This is a genomic window from Mesobacillus boroniphilus, assembly GCF_018424685.1.
In the GTDB taxonomy this organism is placed as follows: domain Bacteria; phylum Bacillota; class Bacilli; order Bacillales; family Cytobacillaceae; genus Mesobacillus; species Mesobacillus boroniphilus_A.
The window spans coordinates 364,046-382,740 of record NZ_QTKX01000002.1 but is presented as its reverse complement, the minus strand read 5'-3'; the positions used below and the strand labels follow the sequence as shown (position 1 = coordinate 382,740).

Annotated in this window: 13 protein-coding genes and 1 riboswitch; of the genes, 3 read left to right on the top strand and 10 right to left on the bottom strand. The window is 43.3% G+C overall.

Annotated features, from left to right (window positions below; genetic code table 11):
- Positions 1 to 115: 115 nt before the first annotated feature.
- From argH to DYI25_RS14825, 5 genes are read right to left on the bottom strand one after another with little or no spacing between them, the layout of a single operon-like run.
- Complete coding sequence (gene argH / locus DYI25_RS14845) at positions 116 to 1,606, bottom strand: argininosuccinate lyase (protein ID WP_213370243.1); 1,491 nt, start codon at positions 1,604 to 1,606, stop codon at positions 116 to 118.
- A 38-nt stretch (positions 1,607 to 1,644) separates the two neighbouring features.
- Complete coding sequence (locus tag DYI25_RS14840) at positions 1,645 to 3,336, bottom strand: ABC transporter permease (RefSeq protein WP_213370241.1); 1,692 nt, start codon at positions 3,334 to 3,336, stop codon at positions 1,645 to 1,647.
- Positions 3,333 to 4,427 carry an ABC transporter ATP-binding protein gene (locus DYI25_RS14835; RefSeq protein ID WP_213370239.1) on the bottom strand — a complete coding sequence of 365 codons (1,095 nt, stop codon included), beginning with the start codon at positions 4,425 to 4,427 and terminating at the stop codon, positions 3,333 to 3,335. Before DYI25_RS14835 ends, DYI25_RS14840 begins: the two co-directional genes overlap by 4 nt.
- Positions 4,428 to 4,439: 12 nt before the next feature.
- Complete coding sequence (locus tag DYI25_RS14830; protein WP_213370237.1) at positions 4,440 to 5,528, bottom strand: extracellular solute-binding protein; 1,089 nt, start codon at positions 5,526 to 5,528, stop codon at positions 4,440 to 4,442.
- Positions 5,529 to 5,543: 15 nt separating this feature from the next.
- Entirely contained in the window at positions 5,544 to 6,734 is a 1,191-nt protein-coding gene (locus tag DYI25_RS14825; RefSeq protein WP_213370235.1) for an ROK family transcriptional regulator, read from the bottom strand.
- A 419-nt stretch (positions 6,735 to 7,153) separates the two neighbouring features.
- Here DYI25_RS14825 and DYI25_RS14820 point away from each other — a divergent pair, with 419 nt between their 5' ends.
- Together DYI25_RS14820 and DYI25_RS14815 are read left to right on the top strand one after the other, a co-directional pair.
- On the top strand, positions 7,154 to 9,664 hold the full coding sequence (locus DYI25_RS14820) for an NEW3 domain-containing protein (RefSeq protein ID WP_213370234.1): 2,511 nt from the start codon (positions 7,154 to 7,156) through the stop codon (positions 9,662 to 9,664).
- A gap of 363 nt (positions 9,665 to 10,027) precedes the next feature.
- Positions 10,028 to 11,242, top strand: coding sequence for a M14 family zinc carboxypeptidase (locus DYI25_RS14815; protein ID WP_213370233.1), 1,215 nt, complete (start codon positions 10,028 to 10,030; stop codon positions 11,240 to 11,242).
- Between the two features lie 121 nt (positions 11,243 to 11,363).
- Here DYI25_RS14815 and DYI25_RS14810 read toward each other — a convergent pair whose 3' ends face one another.
- The 5 genes from DYI25_RS14810 to DYI25_RS14790 all read right to left on the bottom strand — a co-directional run bounded on the left by DYI25_RS14810 (position 11,364) and on the right by DYI25_RS14790 (position 16,678).
- Positions 11,364 to 11,834: a VanZ family protein gene (locus DYI25_RS14810; RefSeq protein WP_274609518.1), complete on the bottom strand. Its 471-nt coding sequence runs from the start codon at positions 11,832 to 11,834 to the stop codon at positions 11,364 to 11,366.
- Positions 11,835 to 12,132: 298 nt separating this feature from the next.
- Entirely contained in the window at positions 12,133 to 13,623 is a 1,491-nt protein-coding gene (locus DYI25_RS14805) for a hypothetical protein (protein ID WP_213370228.1), read from the bottom strand.
- Positions 13,623 to 14,474: a hypothetical protein gene (locus DYI25_RS14800; protein ID WP_213370226.1), complete on the bottom strand. Its 852-nt coding sequence runs from the start codon at positions 14,472 to 14,474 to the stop codon at positions 13,623 to 13,625. The genes DYI25_RS14805 and DYI25_RS14800 overlap by 1 nt, the downstream gene beginning before the upstream one ends.
- An 80-nt stretch (positions 14,475 to 14,554) precedes the next feature.
- Positions 14,555 to 15,451, bottom strand: a complete 897-nt coding sequence (locus DYI25_RS14795) for an HNH endonuclease (RefSeq protein ID WP_213370224.1) — start codon at positions 15,449 to 15,451, stop codon at positions 14,555 to 14,557.
- Positions 15,452 to 15,538: 87 nt separating this feature from the next.
- Positions 15,539 to 15,626: riboswitch (cyclic di-GMP riboswitch) on the bottom strand.
- Between the two features lie 128 nt (positions 15,627 to 15,754).
- Positions 15,755 to 16,678: a phosphatidylinositol-specific phospholipase C/glycerophosphodiester phosphodiesterase family protein gene (locus DYI25_RS14790; RefSeq protein ID WP_213370222.1), complete on the bottom strand. Its 924-nt coding sequence runs from the start codon at positions 16,676 to 16,678 to the stop codon at positions 15,755 to 15,757.
- Between the two features lie 931 nt (positions 16,679 to 17,609).
- Between DYI25_RS14790 and DYI25_RS14785 the strand changes: the two genes are divergently transcribed.
- A complete protein-coding gene (locus tag DYI25_RS14785; RefSeq protein WP_213370220.1) occupies positions 17,610 to 18,584 on the top strand; it encodes a LytR family transcriptional regulator in 975 nt (324 codons plus the stop codon).
- Positions 18,585 to 18,695 lie beyond the last annotated feature (111 nt).

Here is an 18,695-nt window from a genome sequence, read left to right as displayed (position 1 = left end):
TCGATAAAGATGTTGATTTTCTTGTAAGGCCATGCTTTTGCAACAAATTCAAGGCTGTGACAGATACCGTCAAATAAATAAAAAAAAGGAGCAAAGGGTACGTCCCCCTGCTTCCTCAAAACCTAAACCCAACCAACTCTTCTCTCTTTTTGTCCAATATCCTAACTGTTTCTGAGTATTCTTCCAGATCTTTACCCAGCTTTTCTTTTCTTTCTCCGATCATCCGTTTGACTTCTTTCGGGCTTGGTCCGCCTGGTAAGTCCCTGATTTCGATGAAGTATTCTGGTGAAATGATTTTCTGCCATTCTTCTTCAGTCAATGATACTTCGACGAATTGTTGAATGACCGCATTGATGGCCTCGACGTCCCACTCGTACAGTTCTTTTCCTTCCTTGACGGTCTCCTTGGAAATGAAGCTTGCAATGGAATGGGCTTTCCTGAATGGAACTCCATATTCACGGGCAAGTGTATCAGCAAGCTCGGTAATCGTGATGCTGGACTTCTTCGCCATTTCCTTCGTATGTTCTCCGTTCACCTTCAAGGTCGCAATTACAGCGTACATGAGCTTCCACACACGGTTGGCGTTATTGAATGCTCGATACAGATGCGGCTGCAAGTCGTCTTCTGTATCAACAATATCGCCGAACGGCGTATTGTGCACCATATTGAAAGCAGCCAGCGCGTCACCATATGCACTGCTCGCAATTGAACGCGAATGCTCAATCGACACCGGGTTCCGCTTCTGCGGCATGATGCTGCTGCATTGCACGTAAGGGTCGGCGACGTAAAAAGAACCGAATTCCCTGGTGACATGCTGAAGGAAGTCCTGGATCCATCTGCCGGTGTTAACCATGCTTGTCATCAAAGCCGACGCTGTCTCAAGCAAGTAGTCCCCTCCGCCTATCGAGTCATAAGAGTTCTCGACAATCCGGTCAAAGCCGAGCAATACACGAGTCCGTTCACGGCTTATCGGGAACCCTGTTGTCGTCAGGGCAGCAGCCCCAAGCGAGGACTGGTTGACCGTCCGATATGCAGCCCATAACCTCTGAATATCACGTCCCAAAACATCATAAATCGCAAGGAAATAATGACCCAATGTAGTCGGCTGGGCCGGCTGCGTATGGGTATACCCTGTAATGATCGTGTCTGTATGGCTTTCGGCCTGCTCCAGCAGCGCCTCGCTCAACTGATAGGCACTTCCAAGCAGATTGACGAGATGCTCCCTGAGCACTAGACGATACATCGCGACACCCATATCATTGCGGCTGCGGCCGATATGAATCTTGCCGGCAAGCTCACCGCCAATTTCCTCGCCGATTTTCGCTTCCATCATGAAAAATAAATCCTCAAATTGCGGCTCATAACTTAGCTTCCCGACATCCGTCCCGGCAACCTTGTTAATCCCCTCAAGCATCACTTTCGCTTCGTCTTTTTCGATAATCCCCTGTTCAGCAAGCATAATCACATGCGCCCGGTGGATATCAAACATGACATGGAACAAGTAATCCCGCTGATCATTAAAGACGGGCTTCAACAGCTCTTCTACGTATGTCTTCCCGGGAAAAGCAGCCCCTTCATTCTTGATAAATTCTTCTAGCTTGTTCATATTTTCATCTCCGATTCTATGATTATGCTATTCCAACATTATGATAACGACTGTTCTGCCTTAACTCCGAAGAACCTGTTGGAAATAAGAAGAACGACCGCAATCAAGGTAATCTGAATCATGCCATATGCAGCAGCCTGGCCCATATTGAACATCCGCAGCTGATTCATGATTTCAATCGAAATCGGCCTGTTTGAAATTGTATATAACAACACCGATGTCGGGAATTCTCCGACTGACTCCACAAACGCAAGCAAAGTCCCTGACAGTACACCCGGCATGATAATTGGCAAAATAACCTTCCGGAACGTGTAAAACCATTTCGCCCCAAGACTCCTTGATGCCTCCTCAATTGAATCATCCAGCTGCTCCAACACAGCATTCGTCGACCTTACAACAAGTGGAATATGCCTGATAAAATAAGCAAGCGGCAATATCCAAAACGTACCGACAAGGATATTTCCAAATGAGAAGATATTCGGTTCGTTAAAAGCAATAATCAAGTTCATACCAATAACAGTAGCCGGCAATGCCCATGGAATCATGACGAGAATATCCACGAAGTTTTTGCCGACAAACTTCCTCTTAACCAGCACATAAGAAGCAAGCACACCGAAAACAAGGTTCCCCGCCGTCGCGATCACAGACAACAGCAAGCTGTTTTTCAAAGGCTTGAAGATATTTGGATCTTCCATCAGCAGTCGATAGTTTTCAAAATTGAAAACGCTAGGATATGTCTGCCATGTCCAGCTTCCATCCGGAACGAGTGACAGCAGCAGAATCGTAAAGTGCGGCAGCAGCAGGATGGTGACACCGATTACCCCAATGAACACCATCGTCCACTTCAGTACTGGATTGTTCACTTCACTGCGGTGAGCGCCAATCCCTTTTGAAGCCATCCGGTAATCCTTGCGGTTCTGGTACCAGCGCATGAATAATAAGAAGGAAATAGAAACAATCGACAGGATGACAGATTGAGTCGCAGCGACCTCCATGTCTCCATTAATCTTGGAAAAATAAATCTGCAAACTCAGCACCCGGAATCCGCCCGCCAGTAAAAACGGTGCACTGAAGGATGCCATTGAAATCATAAACACTAACAGCGAAGCGGCAACGATGGCAGGGGTCAACAATGGGAAAGTCACCTTCCAGAAAACCTGAAAACGGCTTGCGCCAAGATTGTGCGCCGACTCCTCAAGCGATGGGTCAATTTTATGGATCGCTGATGAAACCGTCATATAAAAGTAAACATACATCGTATAAGCATGAACAATCAGGATGCCTGATATCCCGCCGATTTTAAATGGTACTTCATCCAGCCCGAACAAATCCTTGATCGCGTTCGGCACAAGCCCCGTTTCCCCATATAGGAACATGAACGCCATAACCCCAACAAGCGACGGCAGAACGATCGGCATGATGGCAGCTGTTGCGAAAAAGCCTCTGCCCGGGAAGTCATATCTGTTAAAAATGAACGCCAGCGGAATCCCGATTACCGCACTCACCAAAACGCTCAGAACAGAAATATAGACAGAGTTCCATAAAGCTTCCAGATTAGTCTTCGATTCCTGCGAGAAAAAATCCTCATAGTTTCCAAATGTAAAACTGCCCTCTTTTTGCAAACTTTCCAGAATCGTCCTTAATGACGGATATAAAACATAGGCAATCAACACAAGCAGTACTGGAATCAGCAAGTATAACGTCAGTCGGTTATCGCGATTTTTCATCATGATACATCACCGCTCAACATCGGAATCACCCTGATTTGATCAGCAGGAAGCTCAACCCACACATCGGCTCCTGGCTTCAGGTTTGCCGACACATGATTCAGCACATTCACCTCAAGCAGCAAGTCATTGACCCTTACTGCCATATTGATGATCGTCCCGAAGAACTGCACTTTTTCAACTTTTCCTTTAAAAACATTCGGCCGGTCTGCCTGCTCGTCAAGGATTTTCACTGACTCAGGACGAACCGAAAGTGACAATTCACTATTTTCGTGTTCCCTGTTAAAATTAAATGGCGTATTATGTACAACAAACTTATTCTCACCAGCCGAGACAGTCACGAGGTTATCTTCAACCTGATTCACTTTTACAGGAAGCAGATTAATCTCACCTATGAAACTGGCAACAAAGTCATTGGCCGGCTTATTATAAATTTCCGAAGGTGTTCCCACCTGGTGGCAAACCCCGAAATTGAAGACAGCGATCCTGTCACTCATCGACAGCGCTTCAGCCTGATCATGGGTAACATAAATCGTTGTAATCTTATACTCTTTTTGCAGCCTGAGAATTTCTGCCCGCATTTCATCTCGAAGCTTCGCATCCAGGTTACTTAACGGCTCATCCAGCAACAGGATTTCAGGTTCGATCACCAATGCCCTTGCAAGGGCCACGCGCTGCTGCTGACCTCCACTCAACTGACTCACCTGACGATCGGCATATTGCTCCAGCCTTACCTTGCGAAGCACATCTTGTACCCTCGCTTTCACTTCACTTGAGGCAATCTTTCTTACCTTCAAACCAAATGCAACATTCTCAAAGACCGTCATATGAGGAAAAAGGGCATAGTTTTGAAAAACCATGCCCGTATTTCTTTTTTCAGGAGGTACACGCGTCATATCCTTATCGCCAAATCGCACTACACCCTTGGTAGGATAATAGAATCCAGCGATCATCCGCAGGGTTGTCGTCTTGCCGCAGCCACTTGGCCCTAAGAATGTAAAGAATTCTCCATCCTTGATTTCCAGATTCAAATGATCGACTGCCACTACTTTTCCGAAGGCTTTTTGGACATTTTCTATTTTTATCGACGCCATACCTTACACTTCCTATTCTTTGATTTCTTTATCTCCACTCTTAATGTTTTCATCCCAATATTTCATCCACTCATCACTATTCTGCTGGAAGACCTTCCAGTCGATATCCATAGCCTTGATCTTAGTATCCGTGATCCACTTAGGCAGATCCGTAACATCATCACGAGTAGGGATGCGGTAGTATTTTTCCGCTAAAAGCTTTGCCGCTTCAGGTGTATTGACGAACTCATAGAATGCTTCTGCCGCTTTCTGGTGCGGGGCATCCTTCACAATCGCAATCCCTTCCGTCAATACTGGTGTTCCGCTTTCAGGAACGATGAACTCAAATGGATAATTCTTGTTTTCCTTCAACATGACAACATCAGGCATTGCCCAAACGGAAACGGAGCCTTCTCCCTTGGCAACCTTGTTGTACATCATTTCAGGGTTTGCAGCATATTCCTTTGTATTCGCATCCAGCTTTTCAAGCCATTCATATCCCTTTGACGCATCCTGGGAATCCTTGAAATCGCGGTAAATCATCGCCGAGAAGATCGTCCTCATTGTTCCTGAAGCCAGTGGATAACGGATGATGATTTCATCCTTCCATTTAGGGTCCAGCAGGTCATCCCAATCCTTAGGTGCTTCTTCTTTTGTCAGCTCTTTGCTGTTGTACATGATAACTTCAGGTGTCTGGCTTGTTCCTGACCAGTGCCAGTCAGCTTCATGGAAATTATCAGCCAGTGCACCAGAGTAAGATGGTTCATATGGTTTTAACAGACCTTCATCCTTAGCCTGGTCGAACATAACAGATGGAGCTCCCCACCAAACGTCTGCCTGCGGATTGTTCTTTTCGGAACGGACACGGTCAAGAACCTCCTGGGAACCCATATCAAGCCATTCTACATCCACGTCATACTCAGCTTCGAATTGCTTCTCGAACTCTGATAAAATATCTTTACCATGCGGAGAATAAATGACTACTTTATCTTCAAGCTTGTCACCAGAGCCACTATCTCCTGATGGTTTACTTGATCCCTCTTCAGAGCTGCATGCTGCCAATAAAAGCGATGCAGATAAAGTCAATGCAGTGATAATAGAAACCTTTTTCTTGTGTTTCACAAAAACTCCCCCTCGTTAATTGTATTTAATTAAACTTTCATGCTCCCTCATGAATAGTGACACTGCGCCAAGGACCCCGGCATTGTCACCCAGTTGGGACGTCTTCAGCTGGACTGAACTAGGAAGGTATTGATTCACGATTTCCTGCAGCTTCGGCAGAATGAATTCGGATGATTTTAAAACACCACCTCCTAAAATGACAACCTCTGGATTTAGCAAACTAGCAGCATTAACGATTCCGTAAGCTAAATGCTCGATTGCTTCATCAATTACCTTCAGGGCGATTCCATCGCCTGTCTTCGCTAATTTGAATGCCATTTCACCCGGCAGCTCTGATGCAAGAGCCTGTTTATGCATCGGATGTTCTGGCTCGTTCTGGATGCATTTTGTCAGCCTGTCTCCAATCGACTTCCCTCCAGCAACACTTTCAAGGTAGCCATAGCGGTGAAAAATCGGCTTGAACTCATTCTTCATATCATTTTTGTCCGTCACCATGTAGCCAATTTCGCCAGCCGCACTGGATGAACCGCGATAAAGCTGGTTGTTGATGATAATCCCGCTGCCGATTCCTGTGCCAACTGCTATGAAAAGTACATTTTGCTTGTCGCGAGCATTGCCAAGCCATTGCTCACCAAGCGCAGCGACATTCACATCATTATCCACATGTACCGGGAAGGGAATGTGCCGCTCCGCTTCTTTGATAAAAGGATACCGGACCCAATTCAAGCTCGGGGCCTCAACGACGATCCCGGTTGTCGTCTCGGTGATTCCAGGAACTCCGGCACCCATTCCCAGGATCTTCTCGACTTCGATTCCTTCTTTGTTCACCATAAAATCAATTTCTTTGGCAATCTGCTTCAGCAGCCCCGATTCAAGATAATGGCATGTGTTAAAACTGCTGCTCGCGACAATGTTCCCATTCAAATCGCAAATAACGGTCTTTACTTTTGTCCCGCCAATATCCGTTCCGATTATGTATGCTGCCTTTTCATTGAAGTACAGCTGGATTGGCCTTCTGCCTCCCTGTGACGTCGACTCACCAATCCCCTTCTCAAAAATCCACTTTTCCTGAATCAATTCATCGACCAATAAAGATACCGTTGGCTTGCTGACATTGATTTTTGCTGCAATTTCAGCCCTTGAGATCGGTGAATTTTCTTGAATGCACTGAAGCACTCTTTTCTTGTTAAGTGATTTCAGCTGCATCGGTGTTCCACTTAGATTCATAACATCACGGCCTTAATTCTTTTTGGTTAGTAAGATTTACTAATTAACTAAAAATATACAATATTTTGAAACCGTTTACAACCGTTATGTTCAGAAAATTTAAAATCATATTTTTACTAGATATATTTTTCTATGCTGCCAGATATTCTTGATCTTAAGCTACCTTTTAAAATAAAAAATACATTTAGTTCCATCTGACTATTTGTCTTATGAACATATTTTACCATTTTTAATATTCTGATAATTAAACAATTTACAATATTATCTAACTATGATTATCTTTAACTAGGTGTTATATCTGTTGTTAGTTAGGCAGATTAACTAACCTATGATTACATATTGAGGAAGGAGTGTTCAAAATTTCTTACCAAAACAAAAAAATGAAAGGGGTTACAAAAATGAGAAAGTCCTTTATTGGTTTGCTCTCTTTATTGCTTGTCTTTTCGATGCTGCCAATCAGCGGTTCCGCTGTGGAGACCCAGGAGCCCGATGTTGACCTCTGGAATGCAGTGAAGCCCCTCGACACTACGGTGACCTTCTTGAATACCGGTGCTCACCCCGATGATGAGCGAAGCGACTTTTTAGCGTACCTTTCTCGGGGATTGGGTGTTAAAACAGCCAGCATGATTGCGAACCGCGGTGAAGGCGGCCAAAATGAAATCGGCAATGAGCTTGGAAATGCCCTTGGGATCATCCGTTCCCGCGAAATGATCGAAGCCGCTAAAATCACTGGTGTTACAGCTTATCATTTAAGCGAAACAACTAACGATGCAATCTATGACTTCGGTTTTTCCAAAAGCCCTGATGAAACGCTGGAAAAATGGGATGAGGATGTTGCGTATGAGCGCTTAATCCGTTTTATCCGTACGTACCAGCCTGATATTGTCATGCCTTCATTCAGGAACACTCCTACACAGCACGGCCACCACCGCGCGATGGAAATCCTGAGCGAGAAAGCTTTTGAAGATGCTGCAAATCCAACAGTCTACCCTGAGCAGTTAAAAGAAGGATTGTCAGTATGGCAAATCAAAAAGCTTTTCCTCCCTGCTGAATCAAAAGATACTGCCACAGCTTCTATTGAGATCGGCATGTATGATCCGACTTACCAAATGTCCTATCCACAGCTGGGAGAAGCATCCCGCTATATGCACAAAAGCCAGGGAATGGGCAATGACATCCCTGTTGCACCACGCGAGACTCATCTCGAATTGCTTTACAGCGCTGTTGACACAAATGGCAGCGATGAACTTTTTGCAGGAATTCCATATGATTTGGCAGAATGGGCAAAAACGCTTCCAAAGAATGAGAATTCCCTGTCAGTCCAGTTCACAAAACTCCAAGACCAGCTTGAATCCATCATTGCTTCCTACCCTGACAGAGATGCAGTATTCACACAATCAAAGAAAGCTTTAAAAGATGTCCTCCGCCTGCAAAACAAGACTGAAAAAGCCAAGCTTGATGATGAACTGAAATCTGATTTACTTCACAAGCTAAGCCTGAAAGAGGAACAGCTGCAAACAGCAAGCTTCGTTGCATCCAGCCTGGATGTCAAGGCTGAAGCAGAATCGACAGTCCTGACAAAGGGCCAGGAAACAACGGTTACCGTAACAATAGAGAATAATGGCTCACAGGAATTGGAGCATATTAACGTTGAATTATTGGCTCCTGAAGGCTGGGCCGTTACATCGAAGGCCGATGAAGCTGCATTAGCTCCAGGCAAATCGGCATCCATTACCTTTGATGTATCTGTCCCTGAAGATGCCGAATTCTATCACGCATATAAAGAGCCAGTTTTACAGGCAAAAGTATCTTACAAGAGTGATGGAGCTACAGTCGAACAGATTGAACAGCTGGAAGGAACCATCGCAGTCCTGCCAGACGCTGCAGTCACCTTAAATCCAGAGGATATCATTGTCAACACAGCCAATGTCCAGGATGTAATCCCGGTAACAGCAAAGATTAAGAACTATTTTAACGGTGCAGCACAAGCATCTGTGTCTCTGAAAGCACCTGCAGGATGGGTCGTAGAACCGAAATCAGCAACAGTTGATTTCAGCGCACAATTCGAGGAAAAAGAAGTAGCGTTCACCCTTTCACCACCACAAGGCATTGAATCTGGCGATTTTAAAATTGATGCTGAAGTTGCCGTGAATGGTGAAACATTCAATTCAACAGTCCAGGAAATCAGCTATGACCATATTGGAACGTTCTACTACCAATACCCTGCACAAGTTAACGGCGTAGCGTTCGAATTGCTGAAAAATGACGACTTAAAAGTTGGATATATCGACAGCGGCTTTGACCTGGTTGCGGATTATCTATCCAATGCCGGCTTGAATATCACAAAACTGACTGAATCTGATCTGGCAACAACAGATTTAAGCCAGTATGACACGATTGTAGTCGGAATTCGCGCTTACCTATCAAGAGCAGACCTTATTGCCAATAACGCCCGACTGCTTAAATACGTAGAAGACGGCGGGCATTTAGTCGTCCAATACCACAAGCCAGGAGACAACTGGGATACCAATTTCACAGCGCCATACATGCTGAAAATCGGTACTCCATCCATCAAGTGGCGCGTAACCGATGAAAACGCAAAAGTAAACGTTCTGCAGCCAGATTCGCCTCTTTTCAACTATCCAAACAAAATCACAGACAGCGACTGGGATAATTGGATCCAGGAAAGAGGACTCTATTACCCAATGGCCTGGGGACCAGAATACCAGACATTCGTCAGCATGGCTGACCCAGGAGAAGACGCGTTTGATGGCGGCATCCTTATGGCCAACTATGGCAAAGGAACTTACCTCTACACCAACCTGGTATTCTACCGTCAGATCCAGGGACAGGTGCCAGGCGGATACAGGATATTCACTAACTTGATCAGCTACGGGACACAGGAGTAAAAAGTTAACCCTATAAAATCGAAAATTTTAAGCCGGAGCAATCATCTCTTAAAGATTATTGCTCCCTTTTTTATTTCGTCACATGATCCCTCCTCACAAAACTTCACCATTCAACAATTTTGGGTGGTGCAGGCACCTATTAAAAGAAAAGAAGCAAAGGGTACGTCCCCATGCTCCTGCTTTTCTCCCCCTCAGTCTCTTCCTGTTCTGGAACTAAACTACTAATAGGGCAAATTGAATCTAGTGCCTTTTTCTCATTTATTTAGGGACACGAAATATTCGACAAATTACAGCACCTTTTCTCTATTAAACTGATTATGATAACCATGAAATTAATTTACTAGTTTAGGAGTGATTGATTCTATGAAAAAAAGCAAAAAGGTTTTGGCTGGATTAAGTGTACTGGCTTTGTGTGCGTCCCTTACAACTCCGACGTTCGCGACCAATTCACCGAATGGGAATCTATACAATGAGAATCAGGTGTACTCTGTAAAAGGTTTTACCAACTACGCTGAGATGGTGAAGCGCCTTCAGCAAATTGAGGCAAACAGCCAGGGAAGAGTTGCTTTGGAGGTGGTTGGCCAGTCAAACCAGGGAAGAGACATTTACCAGGCAAGAGTCGGGACCGGGGATAAAGTCGTCTTGATTGAGAGTGAAATCCACGGAAATGAAAGCACTGGAACGGAAGCTCTATTAAGCATCCTTCAATATTTGGGATCCAGCAATTCACCTGAGGCGCAAAAAATCCGTGAGGAAATCACCCTTGTGACTCTTCCAAAAATGAACCCGGATGCGTCTGAACTGGATCGTCGCGGCAATGATATGTCCTGGGAAGAAGTTGTCGAAGACTTCCCGCAGCTGGCCGATGCTGCAGGCCCTGCCTGGAATTACTATAACAACCGAATCATTCAAGACAGAGATTACAATGGCCGTCCTGGTTTCGATGTGAACCGCGACTTCAATCCTGATTTGAATTATGTCCCTAAGGCCGAAGACTTCCCAGGAACATCGAGCAAGGCTGGCTGGTATATCACACCTGAATCACAAACAGTACGCGATGTCTATAAATCTCTCCAAACAGAGTTCGGAAAGGTAGATGTATTCATCGACCTTCACCACCAGGGACAATACTATGTCGAAGGAACAGATGACCTTGTCACGATGTCGCTTTCAGCCGACTTCGTTCCAGATCCAAACACTCCGGCCGGAGCAAAATACGCCCAATATGCGGACAACTACAATTTTGATTTCTCGAAGCAATTGAATCTCGCTGCATATAACGCACTGCAATCACTTGGTGAAAACTCACCTTTCAACAACATCACCCTTTACAGCCAGAATCTTGATCTTCCAGGAACAGCCCTTGGCAGCTTCGCATTGAATGGCAGCGGAACCGTCCTGTTCGAGGTTCGCGGTCAATCCCATTCATTAGGCCAAAAGAAGAAAGGCCAGCTTGTCAAAGCGGTAGAAACCGGATTGTATGGAATCATCAATGGTGTAGTGGATGGTTCGGTTGAAGATCTAAATGCTGAGGATTATGATGAAATTCCGAAGACAGCATACAGACCAGGAATTTAATGATTATTTTCTATTTATGGATGACTGCAATCATGCAGTCATCTTTTTTCTATAACCATTGCCATCATTTCTTTTTCTATCTCCCTCCTATTTGTTACAATTCCGTCACAAACCAGGCCATTTACCAGCCTACCAATGCAGCCAGGCTCCTGATTCTTTCCTGAATACGCTCTTCATAAGTAAAAAACGGGCGCTCGTTTAAATAGAGCAAGCCAATCAGGAGCGGAATCAGAACAAATGTATATAAGCCCAGCGCTTTTGAAAAAAATTGCCTTCGATGCCTAACTAAAAATACAAACAGCAAAGGCAGCGCCAGTCCTATTGTCACGCCAGCTATATTGGCAATGGCATCGAGAAATTCCGTGCTTCTATTCGGGAGCCAGTATTGACGGTATTCTTCAATAATCCCAATCGTCACCAGGGTGATCCACACAACGGAAATCCGTTGCTTCACCTCCTGGTATTCCGATACAAGTATAATCATCAAGCCAAAGAACGCTGCGAAAACAGCAAACCCTGCGAAATGCATCAATTTGTCCGTCCCAAACATCAATTGATAATTGAACACCAATCTCATCACCCTCTTAGGCATCAGCCTAGCCATACTGCGTCGGGGATAATCATGAGGGGTGTAACGCGGTCCCATTTAGCATTAATTTCAACCCCGTTGTTAGCCTCATAGCTTTGTGTCCTTTTTTTCTTCTAAAATGAACATATCCAATGCATTTAGAATCTAAAAAAAAGAAGCAAGAATCCCTGCTTCTTTTAACTGTTATGAAATTGTTTTCGAGCCTTGAATTAAATTTTAATCCATTATCAATATACCAAAAGTACCATGCTTAATCCGAGTACCGAAAACGTCTACAATAAGTGATATCTAATCAACCTGCTTACCCAAGAAAAAAGGCATCTAAGTCCTCATCATTCTTTAAAATCTTGGTATCCGCTACACCAATTTCGCGGGCTAAATCAACCGATGCTGCGGCTAAAACCGCTGAATTTGCTTCGACATCGAAGGCTGCTTCGATCAGTGAATTGAATCGTGCATACTTTTGGTTAATTTTAGCGATGATTTCTTGGTAAGCTTTATCAATTTTTTGTAATAGAGAGTCAGTATATGCATTTAACTTTTTCTTTAACTCTTCTTCCCTCGCACCTAATTTATCTTTGGCAAAACCCCAGATGAAATTAGCAGTAACTGTGCCAATAATGGACCCCAATACAGGTATCGGAATGAGCATTTGTCCTATTGCTCCACCTGTGGCAGCAATACCCGCTTCGAGACAAAGTATTTGTCCCTGGGTCACAAACTCATCCATGGAGATGTTGTCTTTATTCAAGTCGGTTAGTAAGGAAGACATCCCCATGGCCGCACTGGTTACAGCGCCGGCAAAAGGAGTCGAAAGTGAAGTTAAGTTAGTCAGGGCATATATACTTCCGGCTGTGACTCCACCTTTTGCACCTGCCTTGGCAGAGCTTAACCCTATTTCTGACCAGTCATCTTTATTAAAATCCTGAATCTTTTTTCCGGACTTTACTTTACTGTAGATGACCGTAATTGTATTTAATGAAGCTGCGATCGCGGCTGCTACCCCAGCAACTTTAACTCCTTCGCCAACTGAAGGTCCTTTTTTCGCTTCTACCGCCTTGGATTGTTCTTTTGCATCCTGTTTTATTTTATCCTGGACCTTTTGATTCTCATCTATTATATGGTCCTGGTGCTTGGAAACCGTTTCTCCTGCTTTACCTAATTGGGCCTCGCTGTAATCTGCGACAGAAGGTTTTACCAAATCGTGGAAACTCCTGCCTGTTTGCCGTTCTATTTCCTCAATTTTTTTCAGGATTGCCCGAATCGATTTGTCATTCAAACCTTCAGGAGTCTGTCCGGATTTAATGGCTTCAATAATCTTATATTGATCCTTTGGTATAGAGTAGTTCATCGAACGGTCTTGATATTTCTCGAAATGTTCAAGCACATGCTTAAGTGTATTATTAGTACCATTGATAAATTTAGATTGATACTTAATGCCATCTAAAATGAAGTCTTCCGGTGCTGTTCTGCCCACTCCATCAAATGTGGCAACATCACCTTGGCCCTTTAAAGCTGCCCAAGCATTACGAATATTAACTTCCAGATGTTCTGCCACTTCTCCATGCTTCGTTTGCTCTGAACCTAAAATATTCTTAGGCTCAGATAGAAACTGACGCATTTTCATCATATGTTTCAAGGCATTTTCAAAATTAACATTTTGCTGTTGCTGACCTTGCAGTGCATCTTTAACAATTTGGTCTAACTGCTTAGCAATGGACTGGGTTTTCCAATGATTAAAACCTTCTACCCCGGCTGCAGTAACCTGATCCTTCCACACACTTGTCGACATTACTTTCCAACTTCCTTCATGAATAATGCTGACAAGCTCTCAGTGTTGTTAATAATCGCCCTTAAGTAATCACGCTGATCTTGTGAAAAATCAGTAAAAGATTTTACACTTTTTGAAAGACTATTAAATGAAATTAAACTTTGCTCCAACTTTGTAGCTAAGGTTTGAGTTGAATGTCTCAAGTTCATGATCTCTTCGGAGGTAGCATCAAGAACTTTTGTTGCCTTTACGATTTCAACCCTCTCCCTATCTGCTTTCATCGCTGCCTCCTTATTTTTTTTGCTTGCAAAAAAACCGCCTGCTGCTAAACTGGCTGCTCCAATCCCCCATCCAATAGGACCAGCCAACGCCAGCAGTGCACTTCCTCCAGCCATACCGCCACCGCCAGCTGCTAGAGCACCTCCACCTAACCATGCTAAAGCCGCATTGGTAGCCGCAGCACCCGACAAACCAGAAATCGCGGCACCTGTTGAGGCTGTTCCAAATGTAGTAGCAATCGCCATTGCCGCTGTTGGTGCAAAAGCAGCTGTGGCAACACCAGCCGCTACACCAGCTGCCGAACCACCACCCGCTAGCTTAATCATTTCTTTTTCATCATAAGAAATTTCAGAAAGCGTCTTGAAACTGGCGAGGTTAACGTGAACTTTATCAAAACTCTTTTCGAACTCTTTTGGAGTATTAGCTAACGTGTTAATGTAAGCCTCAACTTTAGCAATAACATCTACTCCGTAATTACGCGTATTATGAAGTTTAATAGCATTATTCTGTAAAGCTTTAGAAGAACTTTCATATTTGTTGAGTGCAGTCTTTAATTTTTCAATCGCTTCTTTTTTTAATGAGCTATTTAACATAGTTGATTTCCCCTTTTAAAATCTTTTGAAATATGGACATTCGGCTGCTTTACTAAAACACAATAAGCTTCCCACTGTGCTTAACGATTTTCACTGCCTCCGCCCCAAATGGACCGGCCGCCTGTATGGGCTGTTTGAGCATGGGTCTCTTCATCCACCAGCTGCAATAGTCCTGGTTCTTCATTATGGTGCCATGTGTATCCCTCAGGAGTTTGCCCGCTTGCAAGGCTTTGGATATCAGATTGAGACAGATTCATTTCATAGGCAAGCTGCGGGTTTTCAACGATTGCCTGGTACAATGTTGCATTCGCTATTCTAAAATGAACATTATCACTTTCAGAATATATTTCTTCAGCTATGATGACATTGAAGGAATCATCAAATACTGGAAAAGTCCCTTCGATCACCTGGCCATTTGGCAGATCCACTGTCTTTTCCACAAAAAGAACACCAGTCTCAGGATGTTCATATCCATTCAAGTGGTCATTCCTGGTTACAAGCTCCTCTGCTTCGGCAACGTCTGCTCCATCTGCGAAGTCCAATATACCGATTGCCAGTCCTGATACGGCTACAACTTTCCCGAGATTTTTCATCCCTTTGATGGCTTGGTCTTTATCTCCGCTTGAGTATCCCTTGTATACAGTGCCAACATTCTGCGCTGTGTATTTTACGGTAGAGCCTATCCCTTTTATTGTCTTAAAGGTAGAATCCTTTAAATCCATCAAGCCCTTTTGCTTATGATATTCATCTTGTTTTATCGCACCATACGCTCCATGAACAGCGCCATCCAGAAACTGCCCGGCGTTCTCAAATGCAACCTCGGATGCTGCTTGAATACCATTTCCAACCTCTTCAATCCATTCCCCAGTGTCCTTCCACTTGCTGCCCACAGCTTTTCCAGCCACCTTGACGGTTCCGCCGATCAAACCACCACCGACAGTTCCGGCACCCTTGCCAATAGTCCGAATAAAACTCATATGTTTTCACTCCACTTTCAGGGGAATATGTAAAATAAAAGCTATCCCTATTAGTAAAAGGATAGCCAAGTAAATATAGAGACTTTCTTTGGCAACCCGACTATCATAATCCATTTAGGATTTTAGACTCGCAGCTTTGCGTCCTTACCTTTCGATAAGTTTGCCTTTATCATTATTTGAATAGGACTTTTATCACATTATAATTCTACTATATTCAACCAATTAAATTTGTCATTTTTTGTCGACGAGAACAATAAAAAAAGAAGCAAAGGGAACGTCCCCATGCTTCTTTTCTCGTGCTTCTTAAGGTGCAATATAATTCTCCCCGTCGTATAGGAGGTAGTCTGTGTAGATGCCCCATCCCCTGGACCTGTATGCTTCTGCGTGTTCCGGTTTGTTGATGGTATGTGTGTAAATGGTGATATTTTTCTCATTTAGTGCGGCTTGCATTTCTTCTGTTAATCGGAATGGCAAGGCTGTTATCGCCGTTACGTTGTTGGCGGCGGACCATTCTGCCAAATCTTTCGGAGTCGGGATGTCTTCATTTGTGTGTTTGTACAACGTATAGATTACTTCGTTAAAGTCATGATAATCCTTTATATAACCAAGCATAGGCTTATCATAAATTTGAGGAATGACACGGTCCAGCAGTTCCGGATCAACCTTTTTTGTCGCCTCTACCAAATATGAGAAGGATTGACGAACTATTTCTTCCTCTTTATCTTTCGTGTCAGTCACAAAGTAAGCATCCGGATACTTCTGCATCAGCTCCAGGATTTGCTCCCATGATGGTGCAGTATACTTACCATGGATCTTCATAGGCATTATTTCATCAAACGGCTTTGGCCCTCCTACTTCAGGAACCTCCTGCCCTAACCATTCATAATGGACCAATTCCCAGTCATGCCGGGCAATTAAACGATTATCGGAAGTCATTTGCAAATCAACCTCAAACACTCTGAAACCCCGGTCATAGTTCGCTGTAAAAGCCTCGATAGAGTTTGTAACCATATGTCCCTCAATAAATCCAAGTCCATGAAGAACCACAGGCTTATCAGCTAAAACTGATTGTTTTTTCTCTTTCTTTTTTGCCGCTGCCTCGCTCGCTAACACATTCTCATTGACTGCATCTTTGCCACAACCAGCCAGAGTAATAGCTGCCAATATGAACAATAAAAGAATAGACCACTTTCCTTGTTTCAATTTCGCTTCTCTCCCGATCATCATAAGTTGTCTTCTATGGAAACTAGTATATCGTTTTTAAACTAATTTGACCACCTTTGTAATTATTTGTCATTTTATGTTGAATACAGTCTAATTTTCTTCTGTCATATAAAAGTCCTAAACACCGGAACACTACTGTAGGAAAAATTCCCTCGGTCCAAATCAATAGAGGTCTTGGTTGGCTACCAGTGAATCGTAGCACAAGAACTGTTTCTAATGATGATTAAACTTGGTGTCTTTGAGGAATTAAATAAGTATATACAGTTTGATTATTTGGAGAAGCGGCTGGTGGAGTATAGGCATAATTTCTCAAAGGGAGAATTTAGCAGGATTAAAAAGACTTGCCCGTTTTGCAGCAATGAGCGGTTCTGAAAGCGATCCACGAGGAATATTATAAAGATGGAATCTATCGTCTACTCTTCAAAATGCAATTAAGTTAGGCATTTTAACACTTATGTACCGAACGGCAAAATAGCTCAAAATCTAGCAATCTATATGATTTCAATCCGTTTCCCTTCCAATGAACAACCTAAGAAAAAATGGACTACTATAATAAACTATTAGGCCTTCTTTCAAAAGACATGAAAAAGGACCTGAAGATCATTAGAGAACAAACATGCCCTAAACCTTTTAGGCTCATCTCAACAGCAAAGCCAATAAAGGATTTTTGTTGGATTACTTTTTTCTCCGCTCATCGTAACAATTTTGAGAAGGTGTACGTCAAATTATTAATCAAGAGAAGCTAGTCAGCAAATCAATGGTAACTGCTATAAATCCAATTCCCTTCTATATCGTTACTTCTAAAAAAATTCATTCTGAAGAATTATATAAAAAGGATTTTAGCAAAAACGACCAGAGATACTTCCGTTAAAGATACTCCTTTGCGGAGGGTCAAGGAACTTTTAATATCAAATTTTATTTGGAGGGTTGTTATGTGAGGTTTAATAAACGAAGAAATAAGAAGATGACCAGGCTTCAAATTATGGGAATCATAGGATTATTGATCATGATAGGAGCCGGCGTTTATTTATACACTATTTATTCATCTGTCTCAAAAGCGGTAGAAACGATGCATCAGCCGATTGATCGCAAGACGACTGATCAGCGTAAGAACATCGCCCATGCAGAAAGCGATGAAGTAAGCGATGAAAACAGGAAGCCCTTTTCCGTATTGTTGCTGGGTGTGGACGCCCGACCTGGTGACAAAGGGCGATCGGATACAATGATTGTCATGACGGTGAATCCTGAACTAAACTCTACTAAAATGGTAAGCATTCCCCGTGATACAAGAACTCGAATTGTGGGAAAAGGATTTGACGACAAGATTAATCATGCCTACGCATTTGGCGGTGCACAGATGTCCATAGATACAGTCGAGGAATTCCTGAACATCCCGATCGACTATTTTGTTCAAGTAAATATGGAAGGCTTTGAAGATATCGTAAACGCTGTAGGCGGAGTTACGGTTGACAATACATTAACTTTTTCCCAAGGCGGTTATGACTTCCAAGAAGGTGAAATCGATCTAAACGGAAATAAAGCTTTAGCGTATGTAAGGATGAGAAAAGAAGATCCAAACGGGGACTTTGGAAGGCAGCAAAGACAGCGGCAAGTCATACAGGGTGTAATAAACAAAGGGAGAAGCTTCAGCTCCATCACTAAGTTAGACGAAATACTAGAAGCCCTAAGCAAAAACGTAAAAACCAACCTGACCCTGAGAGAAATGGCAGACATCCAAAAACACTATAAAAATGCCAGCAAAGACATTCAACAATTACAGCTAACAGGAACAGGAACAATCATCGATAAAATCTATTATCAAATCATCCCAGAAGAAGAAAAACAAAAAGTCCAAAATGAACTACAAATGCATTTAGGTGACAGTTCCCCTGTTTCATCTCCAAACTAAAAGAAGGAAGCATGGGGACGTACCCTTTGCTTCTCTTCATTTTTCTGCCATTAGTAATCGTCGCAACTATCACGATGCACTGATTTTCCAGTCCCTATAGCAATACGCATA

What these genes read in the sequence shown, in the direction of transcription:
- DYI25_RS14815 (WP_213370233.1), top strand. Translation starts at nt 10,028, where the DNA reads ATGAAAAAAAGCAAAAAGGTTTTGGCTGGATTAAGTGTACTGGCTTTG.
- DYI25_RS14790 (WP_213370222.1), bottom strand. Translation starts at nt 16,678, where the DNA reads ATGATGATCGGGAGAGAAGCGAAATTGAAACAAGGAAAGTGGTCTATT.
- DYI25_RS14840 (WP_213370241.1), bottom strand. Translation starts at nt 3,336, where the DNA reads ATGATGAAAAATCGCGATAACCGACTGACGTTATACTTGCTGATTCCA.
- DYI25_RS14810 (WP_274609518.1), bottom strand. Translation starts at nt 11,834, where the DNA reads ATGCCTAAGAGGGTGATGAGATTGGTGTTCAATTATCAATTGATGTTT.
- argH (WP_213370243.1), bottom strand. Translation starts at nt 1,606, where the DNA reads ATGAACAAGCTAGAAGAATTTATCAAGAATGAAGGGGCTGCTTTTCCC.
- DYI25_RS14805 (WP_213370228.1), bottom strand. Translation starts at nt 13,623, where the DNA reads ATGTCGACAAGTGTGTGGAAGGATCAGGTTACTGCAGCCGGGGTAGAA.
- DYI25_RS14795 (WP_213370224.1), bottom strand. Translation starts at nt 15,451, where the DNA reads ATGAGTTTTATTCGGACTATTGGCAAGGGTGCCGGAACTGTCGGTGGT.
- DYI25_RS14825 (WP_213370235.1), bottom strand. Translation starts at nt 6,734, where the DNA reads ATGCAGCTGAAATCACTTAACAAGAAAAGAGTGCTTCAGTGCATTCAA.
- DYI25_RS14835 (WP_213370239.1), bottom strand. Translation starts at nt 4,427, where the DNA reads ATGGCGTCGATAAAAATAGAAAATGTCCAAAAAGCCTTCGGAAAAGTA.
- DYI25_RS14820 (WP_213370234.1), top strand. Translation starts at nt 7,154, where the DNA reads ATGAGAAAGTCCTTTATTGGTTTGCTCTCTTTATTGCTTGTCTTTTCG.
- DYI25_RS14800 (WP_213370226.1), bottom strand. Translation starts at nt 14,474, where the DNA reads ATGTTAAATAGCTCATTAAAAAAAGAAGCGATTGAAAAATTAAAGACT.